General features: G+C 63.1%; 15 protein-coding genes. 8 read left to right on the forward strand and 7 right to left on the reverse strand.

The window, feature by feature from the left end; all coding sequences use genetic code 11:
* The first annotated feature begins 16 nt into the window (after nucleotides 1-16).
* The gene (locus B9A15_RS01145) at nucleotides 17-964 is read left to right on the forward strand and encodes a DMT family transporter (RefSeq protein ID WP_244556751.1); all 948 of its coding nucleotides are present in this window, start codon (nucleotides 17-19) and stop codon (nucleotides 962-964) included.
* A gap of 4 nt (nucleotides 965-968) precedes the next feature.
* Here B9A15_RS01145 and B9A15_RS01150 read toward each other — a convergent pair whose 3' ends face one another.
* Entirely contained in the window at nucleotides 969-1847 is an 879-nt protein-coding gene (locus B9A15_RS01150; RefSeq protein ID WP_084408100.1) for a DUF1028 domain-containing protein, read from the reverse strand.
* A gap of 140 nt (nucleotides 1848-1987) precedes the next feature.
* Between B9A15_RS01150 and B9A15_RS01155 the strand changes: the two genes are divergently transcribed.
* Nucleotides 1988-2470 carry a TspO/MBR family protein gene (locus tag B9A15_RS01155; RefSeq protein ID WP_084408102.1) on the forward strand — a complete coding sequence of 161 codons (483 nt, stop codon included), beginning with the start codon at nucleotides 1988-1990 and terminating at the stop codon, nucleotides 2468-2470.
* 49 nt (nucleotides 2471-2519) lie between these two features.
* On the opposite strand, the gene B9A15_RS01160 is transcribed toward B9A15_RS01155, so the two are convergent.
* On the reverse strand, nucleotides 2520-2729 hold the full coding sequence (locus B9A15_RS01160) for a DUF2842 domain-containing protein (protein WP_084408104.1): 210 nt from the start codon (nucleotides 2727-2729) through the stop codon (nucleotides 2520-2522).
* A gap of 202 nt (nucleotides 2730-2931) precedes the next feature.
* Between B9A15_RS01160 and B9A15_RS01165 the strand changes: the two genes are divergently transcribed.
* A complete protein-coding gene (locus tag B9A15_RS01165; protein WP_084408106.1) occupies nucleotides 2932-4020 on the forward strand; it encodes a COX15/CtaA family protein in 1089 nt (362 codons plus the stop codon).
* A gap of 132 nt (nucleotides 4021-4152) precedes the next feature.
* Nucleotides 4153-4926: a dienelactone hydrolase family protein gene (locus B9A15_RS01170; protein WP_084408107.1), complete on the forward strand. Its 774-nt coding sequence runs from the start codon at nucleotides 4153-4155 to the stop codon at nucleotides 4924-4926.
* A 59-nt stretch (nucleotides 4927-4985) separates the two neighbouring features.
* Here B9A15_RS01170 and argC read toward each other — a convergent pair whose 3' ends face one another.
* Nucleotides 4986-6041, reverse strand: a complete 1056-nt coding sequence (gene argC, locus B9A15_RS01175) for an N-acetyl-gamma-glutamyl-phosphate reductase (RefSeq protein ID WP_084408419.1) — start codon at nucleotides 6039-6041, stop codon at nucleotides 4986-4988.
* A 117-nt stretch (nucleotides 6042-6158) separates the two neighbouring features.
* On the reverse strand, nucleotides 6159-7304 hold the full coding sequence (locus tag B9A15_RS01180) for a DegT/DnrJ/EryC1/StrS family aminotransferase (protein ID WP_084408109.1): 1146 nt from the start codon (nucleotides 7302-7304) through the stop codon (nucleotides 6159-6161).
* Nucleotides 7305-7498: 194 nt separating this feature from the next.
* On the opposite strand from B9A15_RS01180, the gene B9A15_RS01185 reads away from it, so the two are divergent.
* Nucleotides 7499-7756, forward strand: a complete 258-nt coding sequence (locus B9A15_RS01185; protein WP_084408421.1) for a type II toxin-antitoxin system ParD family antitoxin — start codon at nucleotides 7499-7501, stop codon at nucleotides 7754-7756.
* Nucleotides 7757-7761: 5 nt separating this feature from the next.
* Nucleotides 7762-8049: a type II toxin-antitoxin system RelE/ParE family toxin gene (locus B9A15_RS01190; protein ID WP_084408111.1), complete on the forward strand. Its 288-nt coding sequence runs from the start codon at nucleotides 7762-7764 to the stop codon at nucleotides 8047-8049.
* A gap of 32 nt (nucleotides 8050-8081) precedes the next feature.
* Here B9A15_RS01190 and speB read toward each other — a convergent pair whose 3' ends face one another.
* Nucleotides 8082-9044 carry an agmatinase gene (speB, locus tag B9A15_RS01195; protein ID WP_084408113.1) on the reverse strand — a complete coding sequence of 321 codons (963 nt, stop codon included), beginning with the start codon at nucleotides 9042-9044 and terminating at the stop codon, nucleotides 8082-8084.
* Between the two features lie 294 nt (nucleotides 9045-9338).
* Here speB and dinB point away from each other — a divergent pair, with 294 nt between their 5' ends.
* Nucleotides 9339-10391: a DNA polymerase IV gene (gene dinB, locus B9A15_RS01200; protein ID WP_244556761.1), complete on the forward strand. Its 1053-nt coding sequence runs from the start codon at nucleotides 9339-9341 to the stop codon at nucleotides 10389-10391.
* A 57-nt stretch (nucleotides 10392-10448) separates the two neighbouring features.
* Here dinB and B9A15_RS01205 read toward each other — a convergent pair whose 3' ends face one another.
* Nucleotides 10449-11477: a PAS domain S-box protein gene (locus tag B9A15_RS01205; RefSeq protein WP_280173770.1), complete on the reverse strand. Its 1029-nt coding sequence runs from the start codon at nucleotides 11475-11477 to the stop codon at nucleotides 10449-10451.
* Between the two features lie 362 nt (nucleotides 11478-11839).
* Nucleotides 11840-12436 (reverse strand): TetR/AcrR family transcriptional regulator, encoded by a 597-nt coding sequence (locus tag B9A15_RS01210; RefSeq protein WP_244556752.1) that lies wholly within the window; start codon nucleotides 12434-12436, stop codon nucleotides 11840-11842.
* A 103-nt stretch (nucleotides 12437-12539) separates the two neighbouring features.
* Between B9A15_RS01210 and B9A15_RS01215 the strand changes: the two genes are divergently transcribed.
* Nucleotides 12540-13235, forward strand: a complete 696-nt coding sequence (locus B9A15_RS01215) for a PspA/IM30 family protein (RefSeq protein ID WP_084408118.1) — start codon at nucleotides 12540-12542, stop codon at nucleotides 13233-13235.
* The last annotated feature ends 15 nt before the right edge of the window (nucleotides 13236-13250 follow it).

Here is a 13250-nt window from a genome sequence, read left to right on the forward strand (position 1 = left end):
GAAAGAAAGTCGCTCCATGGCGTTGCCACCACAATCGCCCGTCGAAAGCCCTATGCGGGGCATTCTCCTGAAACTCGTCTCCATCCTCTGCTTCGTCGCGATGCAGACGGCCATCAAGGCGGCGGGCGACGAGGTTCCGGCTGGCGAAGTGGTGTTCTTCCGCTCCTTCTTCGCACTCCTGCCCGTCGCGCTTTATCTCGCCTATCTGAAAGGCCTGACAACGGCCCTGCGCACCGACGACCTCAAAGGCCATCTCTGGCGCGGCTTCATCGGCGTCACCTCGATGGTGCTCGGCTTTTATTCGATCACCAAGCTGCCCTATCCCGAATGGATCACGATCAACTATGCGACGCCACTCATTACGGTGGTGCTGGCCGCCCTGTTTCTCGGGGAGACGGTGCGCGCCTATCGTTGGACGGCGGTCGCAGTCGGGCTGTGCGGCGTCGCCGTCGTCACCCTGCCGCGCTTTACGATCGGCGGTGAGGCGCTGGAGGCCGCTGAGATTTCGGGGATCCTCGCGGTCCTCGGATCCTCGATGGTCGCCGCCATCGCGATGATCCAGGTGCGCAAGCTCGCACAGCGCGAGGCGACGGCGACGATCGTCCTCTATTTCACCCTGACCTCGACCTTCTTCTCGCTGTTCACGGTCCCCTTCGGTTGGATCGCCACCAGCCCGAGCCAGACGGCGCTGCTGGTGACCGCCGGCATTTTGGGCGGGATCGGTCAGCTGCTTCTCACATCCGCCTATCGCTTCGCCGACACCTCGACCATCGCGCCCTTCGAATATTCCTCGCTCATTCTGGCGATCATGATCGGCGCCTTCCTCTTCGCTGAGCCGGTCAGCCTCTGGACGGTGACCGGCGGGGCGATCGTGGTGGCGGCCGGTATCTTCATCATCTGGCGTGAGAGCCGCCTCGGTCTCGAACGACGCAAGGCGCAGCGAGCGCGCACGCCCGGCGCCTGAGCATTTACACGCCATGCTTGGCCTTGATGTCGGCGAGAACCTCCTCGTCGATCAGGGCGTCGTCGCGGATGCGATTGTCGTAGTTCTCCTGACCCATAAAGCGGGCCATGGCCGCGATCTCGGCCTCGCCCCAGCCATTCGCTGTGGGCTGATCGAGAAGCCCTCCGCGTTTGAGAACGCCTTTGAGATAAGCGGCCGTCGCTTCGTCGATCGGCCGAACTTTGGTGGGGTCGGAGGAAAAATAGGACAGCTTGTGAAGCTGGTAGCAGCGGGCCAGTTCGTCGATCGGTTGGTCATGGTCATAGACGGAGATATCGACCATCCGACCGCTTCGCCCGCCATAGCCGCCGCCGGCCTTCACGACGAGAACACCGGCCGCCTGTTGTCCGCGAAACTCGCCGCCGGCGTCGCGCCCAGCTGCAAGCGCCGTGATCAGCCTTTCGGCAAGATCGCCGGACGCTTCCTCGAACCCCGTCGTCATGGCCCTCAGGACCCCGTCATTGGAAAGGGAATTGCCGATGGCGACGCAATGGGTCCCGGCAAGCCCGCCGCTGACGCCCAGCCAGCCGGCGATCTCGGCGCCGGTATGAAAGGCCGCAGAGCCGTCGAGCCCCATCGCCGCGATCTGGCGCTGGCCACTGGCCGCATCGCTGCGGGTCAGAATGGCGATCGCGTCCTCGGGCGTTGCGCCAAGACGCATGAGGTCCAACCCGTCGCGGCCATGATCCGGATTGGAAAAGGCCTGGGTGTGAATCATTCCGGCGCGCGCGTCGCCATGAAGCACGATCGAGGCGACACCGGGGAATTTCGATTGGACGGCACCGCCGACGGCGCCGCTCTCAGGGTCAAATCCGATGATCGAATAGGTCATGGCAAAGGACATAGGGTTCTTTGAAAAAGCCCCAATGCCGTTTTGGATGATCGATATGAAAGCGCGCGAGGCAAGCCGGGAAAGCTTCCACCTTGCATTCGTGGCATAAAGGCCGATCTTCGGTGAACCATCACTCCCGATACGGGTGGCCCATGTCGCTTCCTTCGATCCTCAGCTTTCTCGTCTTTCTCGCCATCGTCTTCGCGGTTGCGATGAGCGGGGCCATCTTCCGGCCGGGTCCCTGGTATGAAAAGCTGGATAAGCCGGGTTGGACGCCGCCGAATTGGGCGTTCCCGGTTGTGTGGTCCGTCCTTTATGTGATGATCGCCATCGCCGGCTGGCGGGTGTTCGAGGCCGTCGGGCTCGTCGCTTTGCCGTTTGCGATTTATGGGTTGCAGCTGATCGTAAACGCTGCCTGGTCGTTCTTCTTCTTCGGGCTCAGGCGGGGCGATCTCGCTTTCGTGGATGTGATCCTTCTCTGGCTGTTGGTCGCCGCCAATATTGCCCTGTTCTATCCGATCGATGTGACGGCCGGGCTGCTTCTCGCCCCCTATCTCGTCTGGGTGACGATCGCGTCTTGCCTCAATTTCTCGGTCTGGCAACGCAATCGGGCGAGTTTTTCGCGCACGGCGTGAGGCGGTCGCAAGCCGTCATTGGGCCCGGGTCCCTCGCTTGAGGCGTCAGTCAGCGCTTGGGCGGGGTCTCCATCCATTTGATGACCCACATGGCCGGCAGCACCCACAGAAAGCCGGAAAATAAGAAATAGGCCAGATGCACCCAGCCGCTCGATTCCGCCAAATAGGTGGACGCGATCGCCGTGGCGAAGAGGGCGTAGACGAGGACGAGGAACAGGATCACGAAGGTCCCGATGAATTTCTTGAGCCGGACGGGCATGATGCTCCTGGCAGTTCGACGAGCGGTCCACAGGCTCGATCGAGCCTTCATTCGCTCTCTATGGCAAGCCGGGCCGAGCTTTTGAACCCTTTCGGCTCTGCGACGCGGCGAAGCGGGCCTCATCGGACCTGAAATGGCTCTGGAGGCCTTGCGACCACGCGCCGCTTGCGGCGACGCGAAAATGGGGGCAAAGCACCGGCCCATGAGCACAGCCACCTTCGAGACGGTCGATGTGTCGGCCGATGAACCCTATGCCCGTAATCGCTTCGCCATCCGCGTCTGGCTGACGGTGGTGGCGATCATGGTCGTCTCGCTCGTCGTCGTCGGCGGCGCGACGCGGCTGACCGAATCGGGCCTGTCCATCACCGAATGGAAGCCGATCCACGGGGTCGTTCCGCCGCTCTCGGCCGCCGAGTGGCAGGAGGAGTTCGAGCTCTATAAGCGCATTCCCCAATATCAGGAGATCAATCGGGGCATGAGCCTTGATGCGTTCAAGACGATCTATTGGTGGGAATGGGCGCACCGGCTTCTGGCGCGGGGCGTGGGCATCGTCTTCGCGCTGCCTCTGGCCTTCTTCTGGCTGACCGGACGCCTCGAACCCTTTCTCAAGCCGCGGCTTTCGGCCGTTTTGGCACTCGGGGCCGTGCAGGGTGGTATCGGCTGGTGGATGGTCTCTTCCGGCCTCGTCGAGCGCACCGATGTAAGCCAATATCGCCTGGCGACCCATCTGACGATCGCCTCGATCATTCTGGCCTCGACCGTCTGGATCGCCGATGGGCTGAAGCGCCGGCCGATCGTCGCCCCGCCCACCGCCGGGTCGCTGCCGGTCGCGCTCTTCATCGTCGGCCTCGCCTTGCTGCAGATCTATCTCGGCGGGCTCGTCGCCGGGCTCAATGCCGGTCTCATCTACAACACTTGGCCGCTCATCGACGGCGCCTTCATCCCCTCCGGCCTATTCGCCATGGAGCCGGCCTGGCGAAGCCTGTTCGAGGATTATCTGACGGTGCAGTTCATGCATCGGATGACGGCCTATACGCTGTTCGCCGTGGTGCTCATCCATGCGCTCGCCGCTCAGCGCCTGTCGCCCGGCACGCGGCACGCCCGCTCGGCCTGGATCCTCGTCGGTGCGGTTCTCGTGCAAGCCTTGATCGGCATCACGACCCTGCTTCTCGTCGTGCCGATCGGCTGGGCGCTGCTCCATCAGCTGTTCGGCATGGTCGTGCTCATCCTCGCGGTCGCCCATGCGCGCGGGCTGAAAGGCGAATATCCGCGACCGGCTTTTGCCCATTGAGAGCCCTCGCAAAGCCCGTCGCTTACGAAGCTTTGATCGATGTTTGAAGGGAGCCCGCGTTTCGAGCGGTTCTCATGACCCCGAGCCGTCTTACTCTCTGTCCTGACCGAAACGGATTGGGAGAGATGGATCATGGGCAGAGCAAGCCACGGCCTGAAGGCGACGACGTCGAGCATTCTTCTGTTGATTGGAACGTCCCTCGCCAGCGCCGGCGAGACTGTCGATTATTCGGCCGATGGGGCGGACTATCAGGGCTATTACGCGCCGGCCTCGGGCGAGGCGAAGGGGCTCGTCCTCGTCATTCATGACTGGGACGGCCTGACAGACTATGAAGAACGCCGCGCCGATATGCTCGCCGAAATGGGCTATGACGCCTTTGCTCTCGATCTTTACGGCGCCGGCAATCGGCCTGAGACGACGGATGCCAAGAAGGCTGAAACCGCGAAACTCTATGACGACCGCGAGGCGATGCGGGCGCGCATCCTTGCCGGCCTCGAAACTGCGCGGGAGCGCTCGAGCAGCGATCAGGCGGTGGTGATGGGCTATTGCTTCGGCGGAGCGGCGGTTCTCGAACTCGCGCGATCGGGGGCGGCTGAGGACGTCGCCGGCTACGCGACCTTCCATGGCGGGCTCGCAACGCCCGAAGGTCAGAGCTATCCGGCCGACACGGCGCCGATCCTGATCGCCCATGGCGGCGCGGACACGTCGATCCCGATCTCGGACGCCGCCGATCTCGCCCGCACATTGGAAGAGGCCGGCATCACCTATGGGCTCCACGTCTATTCCGGTGCCCCGCACGCTTTCACGGTCTTCGGCTCCGACCGCTATCAGGAGCGGGCGGACGAGAATTCCTGGTCGGTGTTCCAGGCGTTTCTAAGCGACAATCTCGGCGCGAGCGAAGGATAAGCTGCGTGTCATTGGCGGTCGCCCTTCCCCTATAAGCCGGGAAGGGCGGCCGCAGTGACTCACGGAAACAGCGGCAGCTGCTTCAGGCCCATCGTCTCTTCAAGCCCATAGGCGATGTTGAAGTTCTGCAGGGCCTGGCCTGCCGAGCCCTTCACCAGATTGTCGAGCGTCGAGATGACGATCGCCCGGCCTGGAATGCGGTCTGGCACGACGTTCATTGCGACATAATTCGAGCCGCGCACCATCTGGGTCTGGGGCAGGACGCCCTCGTCGAGCACGGTGACGAAGGGGTCTGACGCATAGGCGTCGATGAGAAGCTGGCGCAGATCGGCGGCGCTCGCACCCTGGTTCATCCGCACATAGGAGGTCGTCAACTCGCCCCGGCTCATGGGGATAAGATGGGGCGTGAAATTGACCCTCAGACCGTCGAGGCCTGCCGCGAAACCGATCTCCTGCTCGATCTCGGCGCTGTGGCGGTGCTTGCCGACCGAATAGGGCGACAGGCCTTCGCCCGCTTCGCAGAAGAGCGTGTTTTCCTTGAGGCCCCGCCCAGCGCCCGAGACGCCGGACTTCGCGTCGATGACGATGTCGGTCGCGTCGATCAGGCCGCTCTTGGCGAGCGGCACCAGGGAGAGGAGCACGGCGGTCGGATAACAGCCCGGACAAGCGACGAGCCGGGCCTTGGCGATATCGTCGCGATAGAGCTCGGTCAGGCCGTAGACGGCCTCGGGCTGAATGTCCGTCGCCACATGATCGAGCCCGTACCACTCCTTATAGGCAGCCGGATCCTTCAGCCGGAAATCGGCCGACATGTCGAGGATCTTCACATGCGGGTGGGACTGGAAGATCGACTTGGTGATCGCCTGGGTCGTGCCATGAGGCAGACCGCAGAAGACCGCGTCGACCGAAGACCAGTCGGCATCGTCGATGGTGACGAGATCGGGCAGGGTGACGTGGGAGAAATGCTTGAAGACCGCCTTCATCGGCTTGCCGGCATGGCTGTTCGCCGTCAGCGTCGTGATCTCGATCTTCGGATGGGTATAGGCGAGGCGGACGAGATCGGCGCCCGTATAGCCGCTCGCACCGAGGACTCCGATCCTGATCTTGTCCGCCATTTCATCCATCCTTCTCTATCCGTCGTCCGGCCGCTGCCGCTCGCGCGCGGCACGGTTTGGCCGCCGCGTTTAACGCAAACTGGCGTCAGGTGTAAGACGCTTGCGTGAAGCGATCTGTCAGGCCTTCAAGGCTGACAGCAGCGCGTCGACCACCCGGTCCTGGTTCGCTTCGTTCAAGTAAGCATGCATGGGCAGGCTCAACACCTCGTCGGCCAGGGCATCCGTCGCGGCGAGCTTGCCGCCCGTCACCGGATAGGGCTCATAGGCCGTCTGGCGATGCAGCGGCAGCGGATAATAGATCGCCGTCGGCACGCCCTTTTCGCGCATGGCGATCTGGATCGCGCCCCGCTTTTCGGGCTTGGGCAGGCGCACCGTATATTGCGCCCAGGTCGAGACCGCGCCCTCAGCGAGCTGTTGCGGGATGACGGCGTCACCCAGCCGCTCGCCATAGCGCCTGGCGATTGCCATGCGGGCCTCGATCTCATCCGGGAAGATCGCAAGCTTTTCCAGAAGAATCGCGGCCTGAAGCGTGTCCATGCGGCCATTCATGCCGATGCGCACGCAGTCATATTTGTCCTTGCCCTGACCGTGAATGCGAAGGGAGCGCATGACATGGGCCAGCTCGTCGTCATCGGTCTGGACCGCGCCGCCATCGCCATAACAGCCGAGCGGTTTTGCCGGGAAGAAGCTTGTCGCGACCACGTCGGCCCAGCGGCTCGACATCTGACCGCCGACCGTCGCGCCATAGCCTTGCGCTGCGTCTGAAATGAGCTTCAGGCCTTCCCGGTCGCAGATCGCGCGGATCGCGGCATAGTCGGCAGCCTGGCCGAAGAGGTCGACGGCGATGACGATCCTCGGCTTGAGGCGACCCTCGCGCTTGCAGTCGGCGATGGCCGCTTCCAGCGAGACCGGATCCATATTCATCGTCGCCCGGTCCACATCGACGAAGTAGGGGACGGCGCCGAGCCAGGCGACGACTTCCGCCGTCGCGGCGAAGGTGAAGGAGGGGCAGAAGACCGCATCGCCTGTTCTCAGGCCCCAAGCCATCAAGGGCAGCGCCAGGGCATCGGTCCCGGAGGCGCATGACAAGGTGTGTTTCATCCCGCCAAAGGCCGAGAGCTCGTCTTCCAGCTGAGCGGTCTCCGGGCCCATGATGTAGGCGCCGTGATCCAGCACGGCGGCCATGCGCGCGTCCACCTTGGCGCGAATGCGGGCCTGCTGGGTGGCAAGATCGATGAAGGGAAGCGGCGCGGTCTGGGACATAAGCGGTCGAAACCTTTGGTCTGTCGGGCGGGTTCGGATCCGTCGAGTGAACCAGATCGGCCGGTGCCGCCACTCAAAATGTGTGTCAGCGCCTAACGAGGCCGCGAGTCGAGATGATGGCGGGATTGTCGGTTGGCTTGCGATCCTGGCAAACTTTGCCAAAATCGAGTGGTCGAATGCAAAAAGGGCCGATCATGGCAACGATGAATATCTCCTTGCCGCAGCCCATGAAGGCTTGGGTGGAGGCTCAAGCCGACAGTGGGCGCTACAGCAATGCCAGCGACTATGTCCGCGACCTCATTCGGCGTGACCAGGAACGGGCCGCGAAGATCAACGCGATGGAGCGCCTCGTCGCGGAAGGCCTCGAGAGTGGCATCAGCGAACGCACGATGGCGGAGATCGAAGCAGACGCGGTAAAGAGCTGGAAGGATAATCCACCACAGATACGCTGATCGAGATGGGCTACCGGCTCACGAGAAAGGCCGCCGACGATATCGAGCGTCTTTATGTTGAAGGCGCGGAGATTTTCGGTCTTCACCAAGCCGCATCCTATCATCGTCGGCTAACCGGGGTGTTGGAGATGCTGGCGGCCAATCCCAAACTCGCCCGACTTCGTTCCGAAATGACGCCAGCCGTTCGGGTTCATCCGCATCGCGCGCATCTCATCTTTTTTATCGAAGAACCCGGCGGCATTCTCATCGTTCGCGTTCGTCACGGGCGCGAGGATTGGGCCGAGGGCTCTTGAGTCCTTTTGTTTCCGTCTTGGTTGAACTCGTCTCAACGCCCCTTCTTCTCCGCCAGATTGCCCAGAACATAAAGCGCGACCGTAGCGCCGGCGATGGCGGTGATGTCGGCGTGGTCGTAGGCAGGCGCGACTTCCACGACGTCGGCGCCGACGAGCTGAAGGTTCTTCAGATGATGGAGCACCGCGAGGATCTTGGCCGATGACGGCCCGCCCGAGACCGGCGTTCCCGTGCCGGGCGCGAAGGCGGGGTCGAGGCAGTCGATGTCGAAGGAGAGATAGACATTCGTCCCGCCAGTGCGCTCATAGATCGCCTCGGCGATCTGCGTCGCGCTCATCTCCTCGATCTCGTAGCCGTGGAGGATCTGGAGGCCGCAAACTTCCGGCGCATGGGTTCTGATGCCGATCTGGATCGAGGTCGCCGGATCGATGAGATCGTCCTCCACCGCGGCCTTGACGAAGGAGCCGTGATCGACGCGCCTGTGTCCCTGAGCGTCCTTCGCCAAGGGCCAAGTGTCCTGATGGGCATCGAACTGGACGAGCGAAAGCTTGCCGTGGCGGGCCGCATGGGCCGTGAGGAGCGGATGGGTGATCGAATGATCGCCGCCGAGCGTCAGGAGAAAGCCGGTCTTGGCGAGGAGGTCCTCCGCTTCGGCCTCGATCAGCGAATGGGCGGTTTCGGGCAGGCGATAGTCGAGGAGACAGTCGCCATAATCGGCGACCGACAGCGCTTCGAAGAGGTCGGCATGGAAGGGATATTGCGGGTCGTTGTCGAAGATCGCCGAGGCCCGGCGCATGGCCTGGCAGCCAAAGCGGGCGCCGGGGCGGTTGGAGACGGCCGCGTCGAAGGGCACGCCCCAGACGGTGACGTCGGTGCCCGCCACGTCCTTGGTGAATTTGCGCCGCATGAAGGAGAGGGCGCCGGCATAGGTCGGGTCGGAGGCCGCCCCCGTCATGTCCGTTGCGGTGAAAGCGTGGTCGATCGATTTGGCGGCCATGCGGCTCCCTCGGTGAAATGAAGATCGTGGTCTTGCTCGCGCTTGGGGACTTAGGGGAGACGAATTGACATGGGAGACCCGATCGCGGCGTCTGAACGGCACGACAATCACCGACGCGACTCGGCAGGGCGCCTCGCAGGAGCATGAGGATCGGAACCGCTAAGAGCGATGGGTGCTGAGTCAGACCTTTCCGGCCAAAACGAATCACGGCCCGTCTCGCTTGAGACAGGCCAGGGGCGCAACTCTTCAGAGGGGCTGCCGCCGTCGCCGCCGCGCAAGATCATCCATATCGACATGGACGCCTTCTACGCATCGGTCGAGCAGCGCGACGATCCAACGCTGCGGGGCAAACCCGTAGCGGTCGGCGGGTCCCGCGAACGCGGGGTCGTTGCCGCCGCAAGCTATGAGGCCCGCCAATACGGCGTGCGCTCCGCCATGGCGTCGGTCACGGCCAAGCGCCGATGCCCGGACCTCATCTTCGTCAAGCCGCGTTTCGAGGTCTATAAGGCCATCTCTCAAGAAATCCGCGCGATCTTCGCCGACTATACGCCCCTGATCGAGCCGCTTTCGCTCGACGAGGCTTATCTCGACGTGACCGAGAATTTGAAAGGGATAGCCTCGGCGACCCAGATCGCCGAAGAGATCCGAAAGACGATCCGCGAGGCGACGAGCCTGACCGCCTCGGCGGGCGTCTCCTACAACAAGTTTCTCGCCAAGCTCGCCTCGGACCATCGCAAGCCCGACGGGCTCTTCGTCGTGACGCCCGCCATGGGGCCGGCCTTTGTCGAGACCTTGCCGATCGGCCGCTTTCATGGTGTCGGCCCGGCGACCGCCCGAAAGATGCAGGCACTCGGCATTGAGACCGGCAAGGATCTGCGCAATTGCTCGCTCGCCTTTCTCACCGAACGCTTCGGCAAGGCCGGCAGCTATTATTACGGCATTTCCCGCGGCATCGACGAGCGGCCGGTGCGGGCGAACCGCATTCGCAAATCCGTCGGAGCGGAAAACACCTTCTTCGAGGATCTCTATCGCTTCGAGGCCATGGCCGAGGCCTTGAAACCGATCATCGCGAAGGTCTGGCGCCATGCCGAGACGAGCGGCGTGCGCGGGCGGACCGTGACGCTGAAGGTGAAGTTCGCCGATTTTCGGCAGATCACCCGAAGCCAGTCGAGCCGCGATCCGATCGCATCGATCGAGGCGCTGGAGGAGGCCTCGCTTTCGCTTCTCGGCCCGATCCTGCCGGTTGAGAAGGGGGTTCGGCTTCTGGGGGTAACCTTGTCCTCTTTGAGTCCGGTGGCGGAAAAGGGATCGGGCGCAAGCGAGACGCAGTTCAGCCTGCCGTTCTGATTTATCTGAGATGCAAGGCCGCGCCAAATTGCCAGCGGCGGGCTCAGGCCATCGGCCTCAACGGTCGTTCAACGGATCGTAAATTACGGTCTCGGCCGGCGCTATGATTTGCCAGAAGAGGCCATGAGGCTGGAATTCGAGTCGTGCCGTGCCGTCCAAGCTGGCTTCGATCTGCCGCGTGATGAGCCTCGTCCCGAAACCGACTTTTTCGCGCGGATGAGGGATCGGCCCGTCCTTTTCGCGCCAGGTGAGCGTGAAGCGCTCGCTCTCCAGCTGCCAAGCGAGAACGACATGGCCCTTGCTCTCTTTCAAGGCGCCATGGCGGCGAGCATTGGCAAGCAGCTCGTGAAGAGCGAGGCCGATCGACTGGGCCGCCGCCGGCCGCACGGTGAGCGCGGGACCATCGAAGGAAACGCGCGGTCTTTCGCCTTCGAGGAGCGTATCGAATGTGTTGCGGGCGAGCGCCGCCATGTCGACGCAGCGCCAATCGCCTTCGATGATAAGGCTCTGATTGGTCGAAAGGGCTTGAAGGCGATCGGCGAACCGCGCGCGATAGTCGGCGATGTCGTTCGCCTGGGTTTGGAAGGCGATTGCCTGCACGACACCGAGAAGGTTCTTCGAACGGTGATTGATCTCCATCAGCAGCGTCTCGACATGCCGCTCGTAGCGTCGCCGGTCGCTGATGTCCCGCGCCACCTTGGAGGCGCCGACGATACGGCCGCCACGGTCGCGCAGGGGAGAGATCGTCACTGACAGGTCGAGAAGCCGCCCATCCTTCGCAAGGCGCATGGTTTCGTAATTCTCGATCCGCTTTCCGCTGGAGATACGAGCGAGAATATCGTCTTCCTCATGCTGGCGGTCGGCCGGGATCAGCGTGCGGATCGAGCGTCCGATCATTTCCTGGGCGCTGTAGCCGAACAGGCGCTCGGCCGCCCCGTTCCAGCTCGTGACGATGCCGTCCAAGGTCTTGCTCAAGATCGCGTCCTGGGAAGAGGTCACGATTGCGGCGAGAAGCCCCGTCGTTTGCTCGTCGGCGAAAAAAAGGGCGGCGTCCGTCGAGGACTCGAGCGATGATGGACCTGACACGAGCGGCTCCGATGATCTTTCTCGGTTATTATTCGCTTCCGATGAAATCGCCAATGGTTCTTTGAGTCGTTCCGCCGGTCATGGTCAAGTCGTGAACTCTGCGCGAGCCGAACGCCTCGATAAGTGGGCGACTCGTCTGAAAAAGCCACCATGATCATTAGTTTGGATATCGGTCGCCGCAATGAGAGCCGTTTTAGGTTGACGGCCTATGGCAGAGGTCGTCGGCGATGGGGCACATACCTCCGGCGAATCCTGGCGGGAATTGCTGTTTTCCATCCGAATGAGGGATATAGCGTTGTTCCAAGGCGCGTCATCACCGCCGCGCAGACATCGTCTTTTGTTCAGTCACGATCGAACGACGCTCACAGCTGGGCCGTCGTCATCCGCCTGACGAGCGTCCTCAATTCATGGGCGAGGGGGTCACCGGACAGGCCGATCGTGCGTTCCTCCAAGCTGAGCGTCACGATGCCGTGCACCGCTGCGAAAAGCGCTTGGGCGCGGGCCGCTAGATGCGCCTCGTCCAGCTCGGTTTCGATCGCGCGAAGGGGCTCGGCAATGAGCCCCACCAGCGAACGCTGCTGTTCGCGATGCCAATCCGGGATCGTCGTATCGGCGAGGGATGCGGCATCGAACAGCGCGAACCAAAGGGCCCGGTGCTCGCCGGCGAAATCGAGATAGGCGAGCGCCAGGGCTTCCAGGCGTTCCCGCGGATCCGTACCCGCTGCCGACACGGCCGCGCTCAGGCGCGCCTCCAACGCGTCCAGCGTCTCGCCATTGACGTGGATAATGAGGTCCTGGAGGTCGGCAAAGGCGTTGTAGAGACCGCCTAACGCGCATCCGGCGTCACTGGTGATGTCGCGCGCCCGAAGGCCGCGAACCCCTTGCGCCTCGATCCGCTTACGGGCCGCGACGATGAGGCGTGCCTTCAACTCTTCGCGCTTGTCACTGCGTGCCGCCACGTCCACTCCTCTAAAAATTTGAACGATGTTCATTTTGGTCTTGAACATCGTTCATCTTCTGCTAGCTTGCAATTCATGAACAACGTTCAAGGAAGGCTCTGCCATGTGGAAGGCATTTATGACCCTCATGCGCGGCGAGGCAAACGACCGGGCCGAAAGCGTGATCGATGCGAATGGCATCACCATTTTGCGCCAACGGATTCGCGAGCTTTCAGCCGGCCTGTCTCGGGCGCGCGCAGCGGAAGCGCTGACCCGGAACGAGCATCGTCGGGAGGTTGCGCGCCGGGATGCGATCTCGACCCGGATCTCCGATCTGGAGGCCCGTGCCTTGGCAGCGATCGAGAAGGGCGAAGAGGGGTTGAGCCTCGAAGCCGCTGAGGCGATCGCCGGTCTCGAGGCCGATCGCGACGCGGCCGCAAAGACGATCGCGGTACTGGAGGGTGAGCTTTCCCGACTTGCTCGCGCCATTGCCGATGCCAGCCGGCGAATCAGGGAATTGGGACGCGGCCTGCAACTCGCCGATGCAATGGGCAAGACGGCTTCGCTTCGCCGCGACACGGTCACCGGCGCGCATCATGCGACGCTTGGCGAAGCGGAGGCCACGCTGGCTCGCCTTCTGCGCGGCGCGGAGGATGCCCGCGCCATCGCCGACAATCTCGACATGGACGACGGTCGCGATCCGGCGGATCGCCTTTCCGACAAGCTGGCTGAAAAAGGCTGTGGCCCGGCCCGCCGCACCAGCGCCGAGTCTGTCTTGGAGCGGCTGAAAGCTCGCTCGTCGACGGCCGGGGCGGCCTGATCGCGCCCATTTCGA

The organism is Fulvimarina manganoxydans (assembly GCF_900176465.1).
GTDB lineage: Bacteria > Pseudomonadota > Alphaproteobacteria > Rhizobiales > Rhizobiaceae > Fulvimarina > Fulvimarina manganoxydans.